The organism is Candidatus Omnitrophota bacterium, from assembly GCA_028716565.1.
GTDB lineage: Bacteria > Omnitrophota > Gorgyraeia > Pluralincolimonadales > Pluralincolimonadaceae > Pluralincolimonas.
The window spans coordinates 14,187-35,621 of sequence record JAQUPL010000001.1; the positions used below are offsets into that span (position 1 = coordinate 14,187).

General features: G+C 53.4%; 20 protein-coding genes. All 20 read left to right on the forward strand.

Annotation, left to right across the window (positions count from 1 at the left end):
- Position 1: 1 nt before the first annotated feature.
- Genes rsmA through PHO67_00180 form a run of 20 tightly spaced genes read left to right on the forward strand, consistent with a single transcriptional unit; the run spans position 2 to position 21,411 of the window.
- Positions 2 to 841 (forward strand): 16S rRNA (adenine(1518)-N(6)/adenine(1519)-N(6))-dimethyltransferase RsmA, encoded by an 840-nt coding sequence (gene rsmA / locus PHO67_00085; protein MDD5545550.1) that lies wholly within the window; start codon positions 2 to 4, stop codon positions 839 to 841.
- Between the two features lie 48 nt (positions 842 to 889).
- Positions 890 to 1,186 carry an Asp-tRNA(Asn)/Glu-tRNA(Gln) amidotransferase subunit GatC gene (gene gatC, locus PHO67_00090; protein ID MDD5545551.1) on the forward strand — a complete coding sequence of 99 codons (297 nt, stop codon included), beginning with the start codon at positions 890 to 892 and terminating at the stop codon, positions 1,184 to 1,186.
- 9 nt (positions 1,187 to 1,195) lie between these two features.
- Positions 1,196 to 2,641: an Asp-tRNA(Asn)/Glu-tRNA(Gln) amidotransferase subunit GatA gene (gene gatA / locus PHO67_00095; GenBank protein MDD5545552.1), complete on the forward strand. Its 1,446-nt coding sequence runs from the start codon at positions 1,196 to 1,198 to the stop codon at positions 2,639 to 2,641.
- Complete coding sequence (gatB, locus tag PHO67_00100; protein ID MDD5545553.1) at positions 2,642 to 4,078, forward strand: Asp-tRNA(Asn)/Glu-tRNA(Gln) amidotransferase subunit GatB; 1,437 nt, start codon at positions 2,642 to 2,644, stop codon at positions 4,076 to 4,078.
- Positions 4,079 to 4,121: 43 nt separating this feature from the next.
- A complete protein-coding gene (locus PHO67_00105) occupies positions 4,122 to 5,462 on the forward strand; it encodes a S41 family peptidase (GenBank protein MDD5545554.1) in 1,341 nt (446 codons plus the stop codon).
- Positions 5,459 to 6,640 (forward strand): divergent polysaccharide deacetylase family protein, encoded by a 1,182-nt coding sequence (locus tag PHO67_00110; protein ID MDD5545555.1) that lies wholly within the window; start codon positions 5,459 to 5,461, stop codon positions 6,638 to 6,640. Before PHO67_00105 ends, PHO67_00110 begins: the two co-directional genes overlap by 4 nt.
- Positions 6,641 to 6,645: 5 nt before the next feature.
- Positions 6,646 to 7,641, forward strand: a complete 996-nt coding sequence (gene tsaD, locus PHO67_00115; GenBank protein MDD5545556.1) for a tRNA (adenosine(37)-N6)-threonylcarbamoyltransferase complex transferase subunit TsaD — start codon at positions 6,646 to 6,648, stop codon at positions 7,639 to 7,641.
- Between the two features lie 16 nt (positions 7,642 to 7,657).
- Positions 7,658 to 8,341 (forward strand): MgtC/SapB family protein, encoded by a 684-nt coding sequence (locus PHO67_00120; protein ID MDD5545557.1) that lies wholly within the window; start codon positions 7,658 to 7,660, stop codon positions 8,339 to 8,341.
- A gap of 22 nt (positions 8,342 to 8,363) precedes the next feature.
- Positions 8,364 to 8,897, forward strand: a complete 534-nt coding sequence (locus PHO67_00125; GenBank protein MDD5545558.1) for a polymer-forming cytoskeletal protein — start codon at positions 8,364 to 8,366, stop codon at positions 8,895 to 8,897.
- Entirely contained in the window at positions 8,866 to 9,261 is a 396-nt protein-coding gene (locus PHO67_00130; GenBank protein ID MDD5545559.1) for a helix-turn-helix domain-containing protein, read from the forward strand. Before PHO67_00125 ends, PHO67_00130 begins: the two co-directional genes overlap by 32 nt.
- A gap of 5 nt (positions 9,262 to 9,266) precedes the next feature.
- Entirely contained in the window at positions 9,267 to 10,016 is a 750-nt protein-coding gene (larB, locus tag PHO67_00135) for a nickel pincer cofactor biosynthesis protein LarB (GenBank protein MDD5545560.1), read from the forward strand.
- The gene (gene larC / locus PHO67_00140) at positions 10,013 to 11,197 is read left to right on the forward strand and encodes a nickel pincer cofactor biosynthesis protein LarC (protein MDD5545561.1); all 1,185 of its coding nucleotides are present in this window, start codon (positions 10,013 to 10,015) and stop codon (positions 11,195 to 11,197) included. The genes larB and larC overlap by 4 nt, the downstream gene beginning before the upstream one ends.
- Positions 11,190 to 12,899, forward strand: coding sequence for an ATPase, T2SS/T4P/T4SS family (locus PHO67_00145; GenBank protein ID MDD5545562.1), 1,710 nt, complete (start codon positions 11,190 to 11,192; stop codon positions 12,897 to 12,899). Before larC ends, PHO67_00145 begins: the two co-directional genes overlap by 8 nt.
- A 1-nt stretch (position 12,900) precedes the next feature.
- Complete coding sequence (gspE, locus tag PHO67_00150) at positions 12,901 to 14,637, forward strand: type II secretion system ATPase GspE (protein MDD5545563.1); 1,737 nt, start codon at positions 12,901 to 12,903, stop codon at positions 14,635 to 14,637.
- 55 nt (positions 14,638 to 14,692) lie between these two features.
- Positions 14,693 to 15,961: a type II secretion system F family protein gene (locus PHO67_00155; protein MDD5545564.1), complete on the forward strand. Its 1,269-nt coding sequence runs from the start codon at positions 14,693 to 14,695 to the stop codon at positions 15,959 to 15,961.
- Between the two features lies 1 nt (position 15,962).
- Positions 15,963 to 16,430 (forward strand): type II secretion system protein GspG, encoded by a 468-nt coding sequence (locus PHO67_00160; GenBank protein ID MDD5545565.1) that lies wholly within the window; start codon positions 15,963 to 15,965, stop codon positions 16,428 to 16,430.
- Between the two features lie 12 nt (positions 16,431 to 16,442).
- Positions 16,443 to 16,796, forward strand: coding sequence for a prepilin-type N-terminal cleavage/methylation domain-containing protein (locus PHO67_00165; protein ID MDD5545566.1), 354 nt, complete (start codon positions 16,443 to 16,445; stop codon positions 16,794 to 16,796).
- The gene (locus PHO67_00170; GenBank protein ID MDD5545567.1) at positions 16,780 to 17,556 is read left to right on the forward strand and encodes a prepilin-type N-terminal cleavage/methylation domain-containing protein; all 777 of its coding nucleotides are present in this window, start codon (positions 16,780 to 16,782) and stop codon (positions 17,554 to 17,556) included. Before PHO67_00165 ends, PHO67_00170 begins: the two co-directional genes overlap by 17 nt.
- Positions 17,553 to 20,531: a PA14 domain-containing protein gene (locus tag PHO67_00175; GenBank protein MDD5545568.1), complete on the forward strand. Its 2,979-nt coding sequence runs from the start codon at positions 17,553 to 17,555 to the stop codon at positions 20,529 to 20,531. Before PHO67_00170 ends, PHO67_00175 begins: the two co-directional genes overlap by 4 nt.
- Before the next feature lie 10 nt (positions 20,532 to 20,541).
- Positions 20,542 to 21,411: a hypothetical protein gene (locus PHO67_00180; GenBank protein MDD5545569.1), complete on the forward strand. Its 870-nt coding sequence runs from the start codon at positions 20,542 to 20,544 to the stop codon at positions 21,409 to 21,411.
- Positions 21,412 to 21,435 lie beyond the last annotated feature (24 nt).

Consider the following 21,435-nt stretch of genomic DNA (forward strand, 5'->3'; position numbering starts at 1 on the left):
CTTGTTCAACACCCCCGAATTAAAATCCGTTTTAAAAAAATACGGGATCGTGCCCAAGAAATATCTCGGCCAGAATTACCTGGTTGACAGCGATGTTATCGAAGACATAATAGAAGACGCCAAATTCAGCGAGACGGACTGGGTGATGGAGATAGGCGCCGGATTGGGCGCGCTCACCGAACGCCTTACCCGCGAAGTAAAACACGTCCTCGCGATAGAAAAGGACAGGAACACCTGCGTGGCGCTTGGCGATATACTGAAAGAGTTCACCAACGTAAATATCGCCTGTGAAGATTTCCTGGAACTCGACCTCGAGCGTGCCCTCGCCGAATCGCCTTACAAGGTCAAGGTGATCGGGAACCTCCCGTACTATATCACTACGCCTGTGATCGAAAAATTGCTCGTGAATAGGAATAATTTCGAGACGATATTCATAACCATACAGAAGGAAGTCGCCGAGAGGATATGCGCGAAGCCGGGAGGAAAGGATTACGGCTCGTTGTCGGTATTCGTGCAGTACTATACGAAACCTTTTATATTACTGGACATAAATAGGCGCGCGTTCTATCCCGAGCCCGAGGTCGATTCATCGTTCGTCGAGCTCTCGATACTCCAGAAGCCGTCGGTCCAGGCCAACGATACCGAGAAATTCTTCGCCGTAGTGAGGGCCGGGTTCGGCCAGCGAAGGAAGACCCTGCTCAATTCCCTGTTTTCTAGTGATGAGATAAAACTCGATAAGGCCGGCCTGGCGGAGCTTCTTAAAAAGATCGGCATCGACCCGAATATCAGGGCCGAGAGGCTCTCCCTCGAGGAATTCGCCCGCATCTCCAACGCCCTCTAACCCACCGGTTGACATTTTGTGTAAGTTGTGATAACTTAGCAAGTTAAGATGAGTGAAATGGAAGAGAAGGTAAGATATGTCGCGCGGTTGGCGAGGATAAAATTGACCGATGAAGAGGTCGGTTTATTCTCGCGCCAGCTGGACGGGATACTCGGTTATGTCGACAAGCTGAACAAGAAGCTTGACATACAGAAGGAAACCCCGCCGATGAGCCACCCGCACGAAGCTTCGAACAGCTTTAGGGCTGACGAGGTGAAACCGTCGCTTCCGCCCGAAAAAGTGCTTGCGAACGCCCCCCAGAAGAAAGGTGATTTCTTCAAGGTCCCGAGGATAATAGAAGAATAATTCGCGCATATGGATAATCTTTATTCCCTCACGGCAGGCGAACTCCTGGGCCTGCTGGATAAGAAGACTATAAAGCCCGAAGAGATAATCGAATCGGTATATTCCCGCGCGCAGTCCGTCGACAAGAAGATAAAAGGCTACCTCAATCTCGACAGGGAGAAGGCCTTAAGCCGGGCGAAGAGCCTTCCGTCTTCCGGAAAATTGAAAGGTATCCCGGTCGCCGTCAAAGACAATATCTGCGTCGAGGGCGAGCTTACTACCTGCGCCTCGAAGATACTCCGCGGTTTCAAGCCCCCGTATAACGCGACTGTCATCGAGAAATTAAAGTCCGAAGGCGCGGTGATCTTCGGCAAAACGAATATGGACGAATTCGCGTTCGGTTCTTCCTGCGAGAACTCCTCGTATTTCCCGACATTGAACCCGTGGGATACCGCGAGGATACCCGGCGGCTCAAGCGGCGGATCGGCGGCGGTCGTATCGGCCGACGAGGCGGTAATGGCGATAGGTTCGGATACCGGCGGCTCGATAAGGCAGCCCGCTTCTTTATGCGGCGTCGTCGGGATGAAACCGACATACGGAAGGGTATCGCGATACGGCCTTATCGCGTTCGCCTCAAGCCTCGACCAGATCGGCCCTCTTACGAAGGATATCAAAGACGCGGCGCTGTTGTTGGGCGTAATAGCCGGTTTCGACGAAAAAGATTCAACATCGGTAAATGTTCCCGTCCCTGATTATGCGTCTTATCTCAAAAATGACGTAAAAGGCGTGAAGATAGGCATACCTAAAGAATATTTCGTGGAAGGGATGGATAAAGAGGTCGAGGCCTCGGTCAGGGAAGCGATAGCCCTCCTTAAAGGCAAAGGCGCGCAGATCGTCGACGTATCCCTGCCGCATACCGAATATGCCGTAGCGGTATATTATATACTCGCGACCGCGGAGGCATCGTCCAATCTCGCGCGTTTTGACGGGGTGCAATACGGTTATCGCTGCGAGGATCCCGCAAACCTCCTTGATATGTATGAGAGGACGCGGGGTGAAGGTTTCGGCGCGGAAGCTAAGAGGAGGATAATACTCGGCACATACGTCCTGTCGAGCGGATATTATGACGCTTATTATCTCAAGGCGCAAAAAGTCCGCATGCTTATAAAGAACGATTTTGAGCAGGTCTTCAAGAGCGGCTGCGACTGCATATTGACGCCGACTTCACCGACGCCGGCGTTCAAGGTAGGGGAAAGGTCCGCGGACCCGCTTTCGATGTACCTCTCGGACATATTTACGATATCGGTAAACCTCGCCGGCGTCCCGGCGTTATCCATGCCGTGCGGATTCACGAAGAGCGGCCTGCCGATAGGGATGCAGCTCATCGGGAATTTCTTCGAGGAAGGGAAGATATTCAACGCGGCCTACGCTTACGAGAGCAATACCGACTGGCACAAGAGGAGCCCTAAACTTTAAATGGCGTACGAACCCGTCATAGGACTTGAGGTCCACGTCCAGCTTAAGACCGTATCAAAGATGTTCTGCGGCTGCACGACTGAGTTCGGCGGCGCGCCGAACACCCATACTTGCCCTGTCTGCCTTGGTTTTCCCGGGGTCCTGCCGGTATTGAACCGCCGCGCGCTGGTCGAGGCGATAAGGGTCGCCCTTGCCGTCGGCTGCAAAGTATCGGACAAGGTGAAATTCCACAGGAAGAACTATTTCTACCCGGACCTGCCGAAGGATTACCAGATATCGCAATACGACGAGCCGCTTTCGGAGAACGGTCGATTAAATATAAAGATCAACGGCGGGGAGAAGACAATAAAGATAAAAAGGGTGCATATGGAAGAGGACGCGGGAAAGCTCATCCATGAAGAGGGCGGCGATTCAAGTTTTGTCGATTTCAACCGCTCCGGGATGCCGCTCCTCGAGATAGTGAGCGAGCCGGATATAAATTCCCCGGAAGAAGCGTACATGTACCTGACCGACCTGAAGCTGCTCCTGCGTTACCTTGGGGTATCGGACTGCGACATGGAGAAGGGCAGCCTGCGCTGCGACGCCAACATATCGATCAGGAAAAAAGGCGGGACCGGGCTCGGCACCAAGGCCGAGGTAAAGAACATGAATTCGTTCAAGGCCGTGAAATCCGCTCTCGAGTTTGAATTCGAAAGGCAATCCAAATGCCTGGAGGCCGGCGAAAGGATAATCCAGGAGACGCGCCTCTGGGACCCGGATAAAGGGATAACCGTATCGATGCGCTCGAAAGAGGAAGCGCACGATTACAGGTATTTCCCCGAGCCGGACCTTGTCCCTTTCGCGCTCGAGGCGGCGATGGTGGAAAATGAAAGAAAAGATCTCCCGGAACTGCCCGAAGCGAGGAAGGCGAGGTTCATCGCCGCGTTAAGCCTGACCGAATATGACGCGGAGGTCCTGACCCAGGATAAAGATACCGCCGATTATTTCGAGGAATGCGTTAAATTTTATAATAAGCCGAAGATCGTCTCGAACTGGCTGATGGGCGACGTCTCGGGATACCTGAACGCCAAGAATTTATCTGTCAGGGGTTCGAAACTTAAGCCGCAGGCGCTTGCCGGCCTTTTGAAAGAAGTCGATTCGGGAAAGATAAGCGGCAAGATGGCGAAAGACATCGTAATCGAGATGCTCGATACCGGTAAGGACGCGTCCGCCATAATTTCGGAGAAGGGACTCGCCCAGATCTCCGACACCGGAGAGCTCGAGAAGTTCGCCGAAGAGGCGATAGCGGAGAACGCGAAGACCGCGGAAGATTTCCTGAACGGCAAGGATAACGCGCTCATGTTCCTCGTCGGGCAGGTGATGAAGAAGACCAAGGGGAAGGCCAATCCCGCGGTCGTGAACAAGATATTAAGGGATAAACTTTCTAAAAAACAATAACAACCCTAATCTTATTGGGAGAAGAGGGTAAAAGGAGAATAGGATGCGTAAGATCAAGTTTGCAGTCTGGCTTTTGGCGGTATTTTTAACGCTTTCGACCCTACTTTCCGAGGCGTCGACGGATACCGCCAGGGAACAGGCGCCGCAAAAGGCCGCGCCTGTGGCGGGAAAGAGCCAGACCGCCCCGGCGGTCAAGGCCGCGCCCGAGAAGGAAGAGGACATTTATAAACAACTCGAGCTTTTCTCCGACACACTTTCTATCGTCCGCTCCGAATATGTCGATGACGTCAAGACGAAGACCCTGATATACGGGGCGCTCAAGGGAATGGTCCAGTCACTCGACAAATTCAGCGAATTTATGGACCCGGAGTCTTATGCAGAGATGAAGGTCGAGACCGAGGGGGAATTCGGCGGGATAGGCATCGAGATAGCCATCAAGGATGACCTGCTTACGGTCATCGCGCCGATAGACGATACCCCGGCTTTCAAGGCGGGCGTAAAGGCCGGCGACAGGATAGTGAAGATAGATAAAGACATAACGCGCGGCATCACCCTGGTCGAGGCAGTGAAAAAGCTCCGCGGGAAACCGGGGACGCCAGTCACGATAACGGTCCTGCGCGAGAGCGAGAGCAAGGTCCTCGATTTCTCGATAACAAGGGATACCATCAAGGTGAAGTCGATAAAGAACCCGAGGATATTGGAAGATAAGATAGGATACATCAAGCTCAGCATATTCCAGGAGCGTTCGGCCAGGGACCTCGAGGACGCGCTGGTCGAACTCGAGAAACAGGGAATGGACAGCCTTATCCTTGACCTGAGGAACGACCCGGGCGGGCTTTTAAATGTCGCCGCCGAGGTCTCGGGCAAATTCCTCCCTGCCGGAGAGATGATAGTATATACCAAAGGCCGCAATGACAAGCAGGAGATGGAATTCCGCGCCAAAAATAAGAAACCAAGGACCGATTACCCGATGGTGGTCCTTGTCGATCAGGGTTCCGCCTCCGGCTCGGAGATAGTCGCCGGGGCTTTACAGGACCACAGGCGCGCCGTATTGGTGGGGATGAAGACTTTCGGAAAGGGATCGGTCCAGACCGTTATACCGCTTTCCGACGGCTCGGCTATACGGCTTACCACGAGCAAATATTATACACCTAACGGCCGTTCCATCCACGGACAGGGCATCATACCCGATATAGTAGTGGAATTCAAGCCGGTCAAGAAGGAGGCCGCTCCTAAGGAGGATCCCGCCGAGGTCTTCGAGAAACTTGAGGAAAAGCCCGGGAAGCCTTCGGAGAAGAAAGAGGTATATGACAACCAGCTCCAGACCGCAGTGGACGCGATAAAGACGATGAGGATATACAAGTCCTCCGTTGTTAAAAAATGAGCAGGATAAACATCCGCAATATTATAGTTGTCATAGCGGCGGTTATATGCGCTGCTTTCCTGTTCAATGCGGCCAGGGACCTGTTTCACGACAGGACTATCGAGCGCATCCTGAATGCCGAACTCGCCGCCGGGAAGGTCTCCAACAAGGACATGGTCGGCAAAGTAAAACATGTCTACCTCGAAAAGAGATACTGGGTCCCGGATTCTTTCTCCTTCGATGATTTCGAAAGGCGTCTCGGTAAGTCACTCGACAAGGCCGGGTTTAAATTATTGCCGGTCTCGAGGACGGTAAAAGAGAGCGCGGTAAAGGCCGCAGTCCCCGGAGGGAGCAGGGCCCCGGCGGGGGCCAAGAAAGAATTAAGGGAAGAGGCGTCTTTCCTGATCGCGGAACGCCCGTCGAGCAACCCCGTATTCCGCCTGACGCTTATCCACAGGGTTCCGGCCATCCCGGCGCCGCCGGCTCCGAAACCCCCGGTCATCCCTGCGCCCCCTGGAGTAAAACCGTCCCCGGTAACTCCGCGTCCGAAGCTGGCTATAGTGCTGGACGACTGGGGATACAACACGAAAAATCTCGACACTCTTCTGCAATTGGACATGCCTCTGACGGTTTCGGTCCTGCCCGACCTGCCGTATTCTACGCTCATCGCGCAAAAAGCGAAAGAGCGCGGCTTCGAGGTGATCCTGCACATGCCCATGGAACCTAAGGCCAAGATGAGGCTTGAGCTGATGACGCTTCGCACCGACATGAGCGAAAAAGAGATACAGGCCGGGTTTTCCAAGGCGCTGCAGACAGTCCCCGGCGCGGACGGGGTCAATAATCACGAGGGATCCAAGGCTACCGAGGACCGTAAGTTCATGAGGGTAGTGTTCGGCGAACTTAAAAAGAATAACATGTTCTTCCTCGACAGCCTCGTTACGAACTATTCCGCTTGCGAGCGGGTCGCGAAAGAGACTGGCGTGAGGTTCGTCAAGAGGTCGGTATTCCTCGATAACGAGAGCGATCCCGCCTATATAAAAAAGCAGGTCGAAAAGGCGATGGCCCTCGCGATAAAGAGCGGCGCCGCGGTAGCGATCGGGCACGACCGCCCTAACACCATAGCCGTTCTGAAAGAGATGATACCGGTCATCGCGAGCAAGGGCATAGAGATGGTATACGTATCGAATTTGGCGAGGTAAGGATAATGCTTGTCCTCGGCATCGAGACATCTTGCGATGAGACGGGTGCCGGCGTGGTAAAGGACGGCAACAGAGTGCTCTCCGACGCGGTAGCTTCTTCTCTCGAATTCCATAAGAGATACGGCGGTGTAGTACCGGAGATAGCCACGCGCTACCATCTGGAAGTCATCGATTATGTGGTGAAGGATTCGCTCAGATCGGCCGGCAAAACGTTGAAAGATATCGATCTCGTCGCGGTGACACAGGGGCCGGGACTGGTCGGCGCGCTCCTTGTCGGGATATCGTTCGCAAAATCCCTCAGTTATTCCCTCGGTATACCGGTCGTAGGCGTAAACCATCTCTGGGCGCATATCTACTCAGGGCTCATCGGCCGCACCAAGGTCAAATTCCCGATCATGGGCCTTGTCGTTTCCGGAGGCCATACCAGCCTCGTCCTTTGCGAAGATATAGGAAAATTCAGGTTGCTCGGCCAGACGAGGGACGACGCGGTGGGCGAGGCGTTCGACAAGGTCGCAAAGATACTAGGGCTTGGTTATCCGGGCGGGCCGGCGATCGAAAAGGCGGCGCTCCGCGGCGACCCGGACGCAGTCAGGTTTACTTACCCATATATGGGCGATGATTCATACGATTTTAGTTTCAGCGGGATGAAAACTGCGGTATTATATCATGTGAAGGGCCGGAAGCTTACCGCTGCAATGAAAGCGGATATCGCGGCGAGTTTCCAGAAGGCCGCTGTCGGAGCGATCGTCGAAAAAGCCGTATCGGCCTGCGCGGAAAAAAAGATAGGCTGCCTGGTCGTAGGCGGAGGTGTGAGCGCCAACAGGATATTAAGGGACAAACTTACCGGCGCCGGCGAAAGGAACGGGATAGAAGTCATATTCCCGCCGATGCGGCTTTCGCTCGATAATGGCGCGATGATCGCCTCAACGGGTTACCTTTTATTCAAGAACGGGAAGAGGTCGGGACTATCCCTGACCGCTGAACCGGATCTCGGGATCTAGCTAGAAGGAGAGAGCGATGGGACTTAGCGAATATGATATGATAATCAGGCTGTGCCTGGCCGCGATATTAAGCGGGTTTATAGGATACGAGCGCGAGGTCCACGGGAGGCTGGCCGGCCTGAGGACACATATCCTCGTAGGTATCGGCTCGACCCTCATAATGCTTACTTCGATGCATATATTTGATATATACAGGGGAGTGGCGACCCCCGACCCTGCCCGCATCGCGGCGCAGGTCGTTAGCGGTATAGGTTTTCTCGGAGCCGGCACGATAATAAGGTTTAAGGCCTCGGTCCGCGGCCTTACGACCGCGGCAAGCCTCTGGACCGTCGCGGGCCTCGGCCTCGCGGTCGGCGCGGGCTTATTTATAGCGGCTACCGTTACGACGATCCTGGCGTTAGTGGCCCTCTTCTTCCTTAACAGGCTGGAGAGGGTAATGATAAGGAGGGATTGGTATAAGTTCCTCGAGATAGACACAAAGGCCGGCGCCTCTCAGCTCCAGGAGATACGGTCGGTCCTTTCCGAGTATGACGCGGAGATAAAAGATTTCGACGTGAAAAGATCCTCGTCTTCCGAGGACCTCATCATAAAGATCAATGTCAAGCTTTTGACCAACGAATTCGATAGCGAGATATTGTCCAAGATTCGCGAACTGGACGGGGTCAAGAGAGCGGGTTGGTCGTCGTCGGTCGATTCATAAAAGCACGAGAGGGGGTGTCAAGATGCTCGGCAAAGGAAGGAAAGCGGAAGAGAAGGTATTGGATGTCGATGCCAGCATGCAGGGAACGATGTCTTTCAAGGACCCGGTGAATTTGCAGATAAACGGGAGGTTTGAAGGCACGCTTGACACGAAGGGAACGCTTACCATCGGAGAGAAGGCATTCGTAAGCGCGAACATAGTCGGAGACGAGATAACCATTGCGGGCAGGGTGACCGGCGAAGTGGTCGCGAAAAAATCCCTTAAGCTCATCTCCCCGGCGCGCGTCGACGGGAACATAAAGACGCCGCTCCTGGAGATAAGCAAGGGAGCCGTCCTGAACGGCAATTGCCAGATGGTCTCCGGAGGAAGGGCCTCGTCGCAGGCTGCGGCCGAATTGATGGAAGTGGAGGAGGTCGCCAGGTACCTCGAGGTCGATTCGTCGGTGGTCAGGGATTGGGCGGTCAGCGGAAAATTGCCCGCGATAAGGGAAGGTGACAGGCTGCATTTTGATAAAACCAAGATAGATGAGTGGATCGCATCGGAACGAATTAAATAAGGCATTCAACGCTCCGGCCGAACAGGAGAAGCTTATAAGCCTCCATGACGCCGCGGATATCCTTGAGTTGAGCGAGGAGGAACTGCGGCGTTTCGTCGCCGAAGGGAAGATCCCCGCTTACAGGATCGGCGGCGAATACCTGAGGTTCAGGAAGAGCCAAGTCGAGGCCTTGCGCAGCAGGATACGCATACTGAAGCACCAGTCGGTCCCGATACTCGACATCAGGCCGGCGCAGAGGGAAGAGAAGAAGGCCGGGTACTCGATATTCGACAGGATAAGGGATTTCGTATATTTTAACGATTTCTATATCCTCGCGTTCATTTTGATCGTCCTTTTAGTGGCGTTCATTCTCCTGAGAAGATAGGCATCATGGATTATTCCAGGCGTTCAATAAAAAAAGTACTCTCTCATCTTAAAGACGGCAGGATCTCCCGGGGGGCGGCTTTCAAGAAGTTCGAGCATTTTCCTTTTCACGACATGGGTTTTGCCAAGATAGATTTCCACCGCGCCATCCGCAAAGGTTTCCCCGAAGTCATATTCGCGCCCGGCAAGAAAGACCGCGATATCGCCGAGATAGCGAAACGTATCATCGCCAGCGGGAATACGCTCCTTATCACCAAGGCCTCACCGGAATTATACGGGTATCTTCGTATCTCCATACCCGTCCTGAAGTTCAACGAGGACGCGAGGATGATATATTACGCGAGGAAGCGGCCGCGGCTCAAAAAGAGCGAGGTGCTTATCGTGACCGCCGGCACATCGGATATTCCCGTCGCCGAGGAGGCGGTGTTGACGCTTGAACTCCTCGGGAACCGCGTTGGGAAGCTTTACGATGTCGGGGTCGCGGGCATACACAGGGTGGTCGGCAATATCCCGCTCCTGAAGAAGGCTAAGGTCATAATAGTCGTAGCCGGGATGGAGGGGGCGCTGGCCTCGATAGTCGGCGGGCTTGTCGCCTGCCCGGTCATAGCCGTGCCGACGTCGGTGGGATACGGCGCTTCGTTCGGCGGGCTGTCGTCGCTATTAACGATGCTGAACTCGTGCGCGCCCGGTGTGTGCGTGATGAATATCGATAACGGTTTCGGCGCCGGATATTTCGCGGGGCTTATAAATAAATGACCCATCACAAAAAAATATTATACCTTGATTGCCCGAGCGGGATAAGCGGCGATATGTTCCTGGGGTCGCTCATAGATTGCGGCCTCGATATCAGGCGCCTCGCCTCGCAGCTGCGCAAGATTAAGATAGGCGTATATAAATTGGCGGCGCGCAAAGTCTCTCGCGCCGGCGTATCAGGCGTCAAATTCGACGTCATATATAAAAAGCACCGTGGGCACGAGCATACTGATGACAAGACATTCAAGGGCATCGCGAAGGCGATAAATTCATCAGGCCTCTCAAGCCGGGTCAAAGAAACATCCGTCGCGGTATTTACCAATCTCGCGAAAGCGGAGAGCAGGGCCCACGGGATCCCGGTTGGGAAGGTGCATTTCCACGAGGTCGGAGATATAGATTCCGTCGTGGATATAGTCGGCGCCTGCGTCGCTCTGGAGGAGATGGGAATAGATGAGGTTTATTCTTCGCGCCTCACTGTCGCCAATCCCGCTCCGGCGACCGCTTACCTGTTGCAGGGGATAGATATCTCCGTCGCCGTCTCGCCTTTTGAATTGGCCACACCCACAGGCGCCGCGCTCCTTAAGACATTTTCAAGATCACAGATCGATATACCGGCAATGAAGGTCCTCCGGGCCGGGTTCGGCGCCGGAAGCCGCGAGATCCCGGGCCGGCCGAACCTGCTCAAGGCGATAATAGGCGAGAGAAGGACAAACGGCGATGCGGATATCGTCACGGTATTGGAGACCAACATCGATGATATGAACACCCAGGTCTACGGGTATCTTATCGACAGGCTCTTTGAGGCGGGGGCGCTGGATGTTTATATCACGCCTGCGATAATGAAAAAATCGCGGCCCGCCTGCGTATTGACGGTCCTCTCCGGGCCCTCGACGGCCGGGGTTCTCTCGGGGATCATCTTCGAAGAGACGTCCACATTCGGCATCAGGCGGCATAACGCCGAACGGCTGAAACTTGAACGTAAAATAGTTGAAGTAAAGACAAAATATGGTAATATAAAGGTGAAGGCGGGCTTCTACAAGGACTCGCTTAATATCTGTTCTCCGGAATACGAAGATTGCAAAAGGATCGCGGGGCTCAAAAAGGTTCCTTTTTCGGCCGTTAGGCGCGAGGCCGAGGCCGCAGCGCGCAGGAACATAAAAGGGGAGAAGCGGGGATTTGCTTAATAAGAGCAGGCTCATAGCCGAATACGTCAGGTCCATAGGGATCCTGGAAGAATCCCAGGTCAAGAACGTCCTTAAGTCACAGGTCGAATCAGGCGGCCGTCTCTCCGACATCCTCACCGGAATAGGTTTTTTAAAGATAGAGCAGCTCAGGGACCTCATCGTGCAGGAATTCTCCCTCGCCCGTTCCCCGATCTTCGACATGGAGATACCATTCGATGTGCTCCAGAAGGTAAAACCGAACATCGCCTACCGGCACAGGATGGTGCCTATTAAATACGCGGACGACGTGCTTACGGTCGCCACCGATGATCCCATAAATCTCCTCGCGCAGGATAATCTCGAAGACTTAACCGGGTGTAAATTAAATTTTGTCCTGACCTCGGAGACCAATCTTTCGATCGCGCTAGAAAAACATTACGGGGGCAGCAAGAACATCCTCGATGCGGTCGCGCAGAAAAAGGATTCGGAGATAGCGGTATCTTTCAAGGGAGCGGCCGGAGAGGTCGCCAAGGAAGAGGAGAAAGAGGAAGCCCCGATAATAAAACTGGTCACGCAGATAATCGCCGAGGCCGTAAAGAACCGTGCCTCGGATATCCATGTCGAGCCGCTCGAAGATAAATTCCGCATACGGTACAGGATAGACGGCGTCTTGCACGAAGTGCCGGGCCCGCCCAAGCAGCTGCAGCCGTCTATCATAAGCCGCCTGAAGATCATGGCCGGTATGAATATAGCGGAGAAGAGGTTGCCCCAGGACGGCAGGATAAGGATCCATGGCGCGGGAAAGGACCTCGACCTGCGTGTTTCCACGCTCCCTGCTCTTTATGGTGAAAGCGTGGTCATGAGGATCCTCGATAAATCGAGCTTCATGCTGGGCCTTAAGGAATTGGGATTTCTCCATGGGGACGCGGACACGTTTGAAAGGCTGATACATCTCCCTTACGGGATGTTGCTTATAACCGGTCCCACCGGCAGCGGCAAAACGACGACGTTATACGCCTCGCTTAGCTATATCAATAAGCCGAACAAAAAATTAATAACGATCGAGGACCCGGTCGAATACCAGATCTCAGGGATAAACCAGGTCCACGTCAAGCCTTCGATCGGCCTGACTTTCGCTTCCGGCCTCAGGACGATGCTGAGGCAGGCGCCCGACGTCATAATGGTCGGCGAGATACGCGATTTCGAGACGGCGTCTATCGCGATACAGGCGGCCCTGACCGGGCATCTCCTCTTCAGCACGCTCCATACCAACGACGCTGCCGGCGCTTTTACGCGCCTGATAGATATGGGCGTAAAATCGTATCTGGTGAGCTCTACGGTGCAGGCGGTCATGGCCCAGCGCCTCGTCAGGAAGATCTGCGACAACTGCAGGGAAAACTATCAACCGAGCCTAGAGGAATTATATGTGCTTGGTTACAAACAGGACGATCCGAAAGCAAGCGAGATAAAATTATGGCGCGGGCACGGCTGCAAGAACTGCAATTATACGGGCTACCGGGGAAGGATAGGCATTTTCGAGCTTCTTATCAATACCGACGAAATAAGGGAGATGATCATAAAGAGGCTGCCTTCTCCCGAGATCAGGGACGCGGCCCGGAAGCACGGCATGAAACTCCTGCGCGAGGACGGCCTCTCGAAAGCGCTGGAGGGCATAACCACTATATCTGAGGTCGTGCGCATAACGCACGGTTACGAGGAATAAAATGGCTTCGGAAAAAGATCAACAGTCTAAACAGGAAAAATTCAAGAAGATAGGCCAGATGCTTCTCGAGAAAGGCCTTATAAATGACCATCAATTGGAACAGGCCCTCGAGGAACAGAAACTGACGGGAAAACTCCTGGGCCGGATCTTGATCGATATGGGGCTGGTCAAAGAGGAGGATATCCTCCAGGTCCTCGGCGCGCGCTCAGGCTTCTCGGTAGCAAGGCTTAAGGGTACGAAGATCCCGAAGGAGGTCATCGACAAGGTCCCGGCCTCGGTCGCCAAGATATATACTATCATTCCCGTCGCCATCGACGGTAACCAGCTCACCGTCGCTATCGCCGATCCGCTGAATGTGGCTGCCTTCGACGACCTGCGGTTTACCCTCGGGATGAACATCAAGGGCGTCGTAGCCAGTGATGAGGAGATAAAAGAGGAGATACAGAAATATTACGGCGCCGAGGGCGAGACGATACAGGATGTCCTGGGCGTATTCGGCGAAAAGATGGAACTCCTCCCGGTCGGAGAAGAAGCGACGGATATTTCCACGCTGCAGGAGCTCGCTTCCCGCGCCCCGGTCATAAAATTATTGAACATGATATTACTGCAGGGAGTCAAAGAGAAGGCCTCGGACATACATTTTGAGCCGTTCGAATCGGATTACAGGATAAGATACAGGGTAGACGGCGTCCTTTATGAGGTGGCGCGGCCCCCGAAGAACTTGAGCCTCGGACTTTCGTCGAGGATAAAGGTCATGGCGAACCTCGATATAGCCGAACGAAGGCTTCCCCAGGACGGGCGCATCATGGTCACGATAGAAGGAAAGAGCGTCGACCTCAGGATCTCGACATTGCCGACGATTTTCGGAGAGAGCGTCGTCATGAGGGTGCTCGACAGGACTACTGTCAGCCTTTCGATCGACGATGTGGGGATGCTCGAGGATACAAAGAAGAAGATACGCGCCCTGATCATCAAGCCCAACGGGATACTCCTAGCTACCGGGCCGACAGGCTGCGGCAAAACGACCACTTTGTACGGCTGTATGAAGGAGATAAACAAGATAGAATATAAGGTCATCACGACCGAGGATCCCGTCGAGTACGACCTTAAAGGCGTAATACAGGTGCCGATAAACGCCAAGATCGGCCTCACCTTCGCGGCATCGCTGCGCCACATCTTAAGGCAGGACCCCGATATAATCATGGTCGGCGAGATCCGCGACGCCGAAACCGCCCAGATAGCCATCCAGGCCTCGCTCACCGGACATCTCGTCTTCTCGACCATACACACCAATGACGCGGCAGGGACCATAACCAGGCTTATAGATATGGGCGTCGAGCCGTTCCTGGTGACCTCGACGCTCGAGGCTGTACTTGCCCAACGCCTAGTCAGGAAGATATGCCAGTTCTGCAAAGAGGAATATACGCCCGAGCCGGAGATGCTATCCGACCTGGGGATAAAGCCTGAAGTCGCGAAGGGGAAGAAGTTCTACAGGGGAGCCGGCTGCGTAAAATGCAATAATTCCGGATATAAAGGAAGGACCGGCATATTTGAGCTCCTTATCCTTAACGACAAGCTCAGGGCACTGATAATAGAGAAGGCCCATACCGCATTGATAAAAGAGGCCGCCATAGAGGCCGGCATGAAGACCCTTCTTAACGACGGCCTTGAAAAGGTATTCCTCGGCGCCACTACGCTCGAGGAGGTCCTTAAAGAAGCCCAGACTGCGATCCTTTGACTTTCGGTAACTTATAGGGTATATTTATATTATAGACGAGAGAGGAACTACAACTATGGCAATATTCAATTACGTGGCTATCGACAAGGACGGGAAAGAGATAAAAGGCAGGCTAGAGGTCAACTCTAACGATGAGGTGGTGACCCAGCTCCGCCAAAAGGGGCTTTATCCGGTAAGCGTAAGCGAGGAGAAGTCGAAAACGCCCGCCGCCGGCGCGGTTAAAGACCTGCGTGAAAGCCCTGCCCCGGCTAATAAAGTATCTATACTGAATCTCTCGTTGGGAGGGGTCAGCCAGAAGCAGGTGACCGTTTTTACGAGGCAGCTGGCCACGCTTATCGGGTCAGGCCTTCCTCTCGTGCGCGCGCTTTACGTCCTTGAGCGCCAGGAGAAAGGGGCCCTGAAAACGACCATCCGCGGCCTGGCCGAACAGGTAGAGGGCGGCAGTTCTTTTTCCGAAGCGCTCTCGAAATATCCGAAGGCTTTCCCTCCGCTTTATGTAAATACGGTCAAGGCCGGCGAGACCGGCGGCGTCCTTGAAGTCGTCCTGACGCGCCTGGCTGAATTCGCCGAGAAGTCACAGAAGCTGAACAGCAGGATAAAGGCCGCCCTTATATATCCCGCCCTTGTCCTGACGTTGGCGCTTTCGGTCTTATTTTTCCTGATAACTTTCATAGTCCCGAAATTCATGCAGATATTCAAAGAGATGAACGTCGAACTGCCGACCCCGACAAAGGTGCTCCTCTTCGTCAGCAGTTTGATGAAAGACAGATGGTTTGTCGGGCTCGGGATCATTATTTTTGTCATCGTGACCTATACGATATTGTCCAAGGTAGCGGCGACGAGGCTGGTGATCGACAGGATAAAATTGGAGCTTCCGGTAATGGGGCCGTTGATCCGCAGGATAGCCATCGCGCGTTTCTCGAGGACTCTGGGCACTTTGCTTTCGAGCGGCGTCCCCATCCTCCAGTCGCTTATGGTCGCAAAAGATACGACCGGTAACGAGGTCATGGCGCGCTCGATAGTCCATGTCCACGACAGCGTACGCGAGGGAGAGACTGTGGCCAAGCCGCTTTTAAAGGCCGGCTTGTTCCCGGCGATGGCCGTCAACATGATATCTGTCGGCGAGGAGACCGGCGCTCTCGACCAGATGCTCCTCAAGATCGCGGACGTCTATGATGAAGAGGTGGATGTCACGGTAACGGGCCTTATGTCGTTATTGGAACCTTTCCTTATTATCGGCATGGGCCTGATCGTCGGTTTTATAGTAGTTTCGATGTTTATGCCGCTCTTCAACCTCATAACCGCATTGGGAGGGAATGGTTAAAATGGAAAAACGTAAAGGCGGGTTTACGATAATAGAGTTGATAGTCGTCATGACGATCATCCTTATATTGGCTGGCCTTATAACCGGCGCCGCGCAGAAGGCGAAGCAGCAGGCTATGGTGGCCAAGGCTAGGTCGATGATCGCCGGCCTGGAGACGTCGCTTGGGATGTTCCAGGCGGATACGGGGATATATCCCGCCACCGGCAATTTGTACTCGAACCTTACCAGTTCCGCCGGCCTTACGACCGCCCAGGCTGCGAATTGGGCCGGGCCTTACATGAATTTCCAGACGAATGAAGTAAATACCGTCGCCGGCACTATACTCGACCCCTGGAACAACGCCTATCATTACGCTAATACCGGCGCGGCCGCGCACGGTTTCGATCATTACATTGATATCTGGTCCAACGGCCCTAACAAAGTGGACAATAGCGGCGCGGGCGACGATGTAACCAACTGGAGAAGATAGCTCCTTAACATCATGAGAAAAGGTTTTACGTTAATCGAGATAGTCATATCGCTCGCGATACTCGCTGTAGGGTTGGTGGGCATATTGTCGCTTTTTCCGATAGGTTTTGACTCGGCTAGGCGCTCGATGAATTCCACGCAGGTCGCGATCTTTGCCAATGAGAAGCTCGAAGAACTGAGGAACACCGGATTTCCCTCTTTAGGCGTCACGAGCGGGGCCTTCTCCGACGCGTCTTATGCGTGGTCGCAGAGCGTTTCAACCGTAGACGCGATCGACGCATTAAGGAAGGTGGATCTGACGGTAACCTGGGAATACAGGAGCCGCCCTTACCAGCAGGTATTCACGACCTATGTGGCGACCAGATAGATATATAAGAAGGAATAGCTCCGGCCTGACCTTGGTCGAGATCCTCGTCGTGGCCGTCATCTTCTCCATACTAGTTACCTCCCTGTTTACGGTCTTCAGGGGCGGGCTCGATTCCTGGCACAAGGCCGAGACGATCCTAGATATGTACCAGAACGCTAGGTTCGCGCTCGACATAATGGAGAGGGAGATAGCCTCCGCCTGCCTCTACCAGGAAAGCTCCAACACCGCATACTGGACTAAATTCGAGGGTTATCGTTATCCCTCCGTGTCCGGCCTAAAGACCGGCTCCGCAGGCGACGAGATCTTTTTCGTCGCGCCGATAGCGAATAATTCGGCCAAGCAGGACCTATGCGAAGCCGGATATTGGCTCAGGAACGATAACCGCCTCATGCACCATTTCGAGTATTTCGACGGAAGCGTAGTGCCGGTTGCCTATGATTTTTCAAAGAAGGCCGACGGTTCCGCGGATACCGGGGCATCCGATACCACAGTCGCCCGCAATGTCACGGCTTTGCAGTTTACTTATTATTACAGGCATGCGGCCGCCGCCGCGCCGGATTTCGATACTCCGGCATTGCATACATGGAATTCCGGATCGGATAATCCGGGAGGAAGGGCCGAGAACTACGATTCGGACGGAAACGCTAAGAATCCCGACGGCTTGCCTGACGCGGTGGAAATATCCATAACGCTGCAGAGCAAGGACGGCAGCCAGACAAAGACCTTTACGGATTTCATAAGGATCGTAGGTGCGAGATGAAAGAGACTAGCCCCAAATACAAAAAGAAGAGAGGCGTAGCCCTCATAATCTCGGTGGGCATCCTGGCGCTCATCGCGATGATAGCCACGAGTTTCGCTATAAACATGCAGATCGAGTATAGGGCCGCGGCGAATTTTATGTATTATACCGTAGCTAAAGAGCTATCCGGCGCGGGCCTTGATAAGACGATTGCCGATATCCGGGCTTTGGCGGCAAACAACAGTTACGACGACGTCATGACTACCATAAATGCATCTCCTTACGCCGACCCGGGGACCGAGGTGAATTTAGCGGAGGGAAGCTATCAGGTCTATGTGGAGCGGGAGGACCAGAAGATAAACATAAACGCCCTTGATGAGACCGATTATCCGTGGATAGATGAGTTGAAAAGCAAGGGCCTTTCATACGATGACATCGCGAAGATAATCAATTATCGCGTTCCGGAGACGGAGTATAGCAGTATCACCTCTGTATTGACCGCCACCGGCCCTCAGTCCTGTAACAGCGGCACCATCCAGAAGCACGGGCCTTACGCAACAGTCGAAGAATTGCGGCTTGTCCTTAACGACGACGTCAAATATAATGCCATAAAAGACTTCGTTACCGTCTATGCCCCGGTGATACCGGGAGGGCTTACCGGTAAGTATTACTCCCAACCCGATAATACGGTGTGGGATAAAAACTCGATCCTGGGCCTTGGTAATTTTTGCGGCAAAGTCGTGGAATTTCGCGCCCTTAAAGAGGCGAAGGACTCCGGTTCAGACCCCTGGCCTCCTTCCGGGACGTTCCCGGGCGCCGACGGGGATTGGAACGGATGGAGCGAGGCGCACGACGCGGAATTTGCGGGGGGTTATATAGCCGCTGACTGGACGTGGCGGTCGGGATTGGATTATTTCGGCGCGGTATTCACCGGCTATATATACATACCTCAGGATAAGGTAAATCAGGATATAACCTTCAAGATGCGCAGCGAGAACGGCTGCAGGCTTTTTATAGACGGGACAAAATTGATCGAAGATTGGACCGACAGGAACATGGGCGGCTGGCCGTCAGATAATGTCCTTGTCGCTCCGGTTGTTGTCTTCAGCCGCGCCGGCTGGCACTCGATAAGGGTCGAATACTACAACAAAGAGAACCAAAATACGGTCCAGCTTAAATGGGACGCCTACGGTTCTGATGATTACGTTCCGGCCGAATACTTCGGATATAATCCCTCTTCTTTTTACGGGGATATCGCGGTCGACTCGAACCCGGTGACGACGCCTAAGACATACAGGGCTGCCTCCAGGCTCGGGACGGATTATAACTCGGCCGGTATCCTGAAGATAGTCTCTACAGGGAAGACGAAAAAGAACGGAGTCGTCGTAGCCGAAAAGAAGACGGCCTCGGTCATCCAGGTCTTTAATACCCTTACGCAATCGACGCGGGCGGAATTTTGGGCGCCGTGGTTCTCGCTCTACAACAATTTCAGCGATGGGGAGGTAAGGAACGTGACCTGGCTCGATTCGTGTCCGACCAGCCAGGATGGTTTCGACGGCAGCAAGATGAATTGGGAGGGGAATTACACGACCACCCCCGATTCCGTCAAGCTCGGATACTGGGATAACTTCAACGACGATATTGCCTACACCGCGATAATATTGAAGGGGGGATATGTAACGAAGTTATTCGGTATAGCGTGGTGGGATTGGGATGTTCACACATTTCCCAGCACCCATGAACACTGGCTTCCTAGGGGAAGAATAGACGGTGAAGATGCAACTGCTATAAATTGGGACGGCGATTATGTGTGGCCCTGCACTTTCGGCGATTTTTCCGTCCCGGAAGGGTTCAAGGAAGATGGCATTAATGGCACGTATTGCCTCAGAATGGATGTACCGGGATATTATTACGATGGATGCAGGGCTGAGGAAAGGCAAGCTGAATTAAACAGTTATTACTACAAAGCAGACTCGCCGTTGGGCTACGATATCTTCGCCAGGTCTTATGTCTATGACAACGGACAGAAGCAGACATGGGACAGCAACTGGCAACGGCCTCCAAGCCAGCGCTTGGCTAATCCGGGATATGCCTCCCATATTCCGTCATTTTTGACGGGGTATCTCATCCTCAAGACCGATCCGCCGTATACAACTGACCATCAGACAAAACCCGGAGACGTTTATTATACTTTTGTCCAAAACGGGACCGACTGGTTCGGTTCCTCCGACTCGGATGCGAGCGTAATATATTGTCCAGGCAAGACAGACTCGACAGTCGGCGCCTGTTATTCCTGGAATGAGGATACGCAACAGACGCAGTACTACATATTAGCGGCGATAGGGGTGGGAACCACGTATAAGGCTTATTATTCCTATACTACTCAGGATGGTTCCGGTTGGGTCACCACGGGAGCATCCGGAACAGGCAGCGCGTCTAAAGCAGGTGTCGTAGCATTCCGGGCAAACAATATATATTATGTCGATCTCGACTTATTCTGGCAGGGGGACCCTCCCTACACCAATGAAGTATTCGTCGATATGGTATACGACAGGACTGACGGGATCACCGACAATAACCCCAGATATATTGGCAGCACCAGCGAATGCGTGACCGACTTCGATAACGTCAGGGTCATATATCCAAAGGGTTATATAGTATCCGCGCCGCTTATAGCTAAGCCTCCTTCGGATAACGCCAATATAATATGGGATACGATAACGTGGAATGATGCGAACCCGAATCCTGCCAATACCTCAATAACGATGTATGCCAGGGCGGCCGACACCCCTTCCGCAAGCGATGATTTCTCGACTGAATACTCCAAAGGGGACTCATTGTCATCCCTTTCAGGCGGTAAGTTCCAGTATAAGGCTTTATTGGGCACGACAGCGTTGAACCCTAATGACTATTCGGCCAGCAGCTCCACGCCTGTCCTGAAGGGCGTCACCGTGATGTACCACCGGCCGAAAGCCCGGGTATTTTACCAGCAGTAGGGATAACAATATGAAAAAAATAATCGCGTTCTCCGTCATCCTGTTTTTAAGCTTATGCCTGCGGGCCTCTGCCGCTCCCGGGGATAAATACGCGATAAGGGTGCCGGGGGACTGTAAGACCATCAGGGAAGCGTGCGAGAAGTCCTTTCCGGGCGATACCATATACATAGGCGCAGGCGAATACACGGAGAAAGAGGGATTTACCGTTAAGAGTAATATCAAGCTTGTCGGGCAGGGCGCCGACAAGACCCTTATCAAACTTGGAAAGAGCGGATTATCCATAATCTCATCGCGCGGGAGCGTGAATAACGTTGCCATAAAAGACCTCTCCATAGAGGTCAACGGGCAGCCCTTAAGGGTTAGTGGCGTCGACAGTTTTCTTTTAAAGGACTGTGTCTTAATAAGCAGGAACCTGTCTACCTGCATAGAGGTCAGCGGCGTAAAGAACGCGCAGATATTGAACTGCGATATAGTGAACGCAAGTTACGGCCTGATGCTTTGGGGCGGGCCGATCGAGCTTGTCGTAAGGAATTCGGTCTTTTACAACAATAAGGTCGGTATCTGCTCCGCCAAACTTCCGCCGCCGGGGAATCCCCGGGACCTGCCTAAAGGATATCTGGAAGAATATTATAATAAGCCGCGCGAGGACATCAGCCTTACGCTTAGCTACAACCTTTTTTATAACCTGAAGGATTTTTTGGATTGCCGGAAAGGGGAGAAGGACATATTGCTGGATCCCAGGTTCGCGAATGCCGCGAAAGACGATTTTCACCTTAGGGGAGATTCCCCCTGTGTTGATGGCGGCGACCCGGACGCCAAGTATAACGACCCAGACGGCTCAAGGAACGACATCGGGGCTCTCCCATTTGCCGGAAAATAATAAAATTACCAGGAAGCGGAGTTG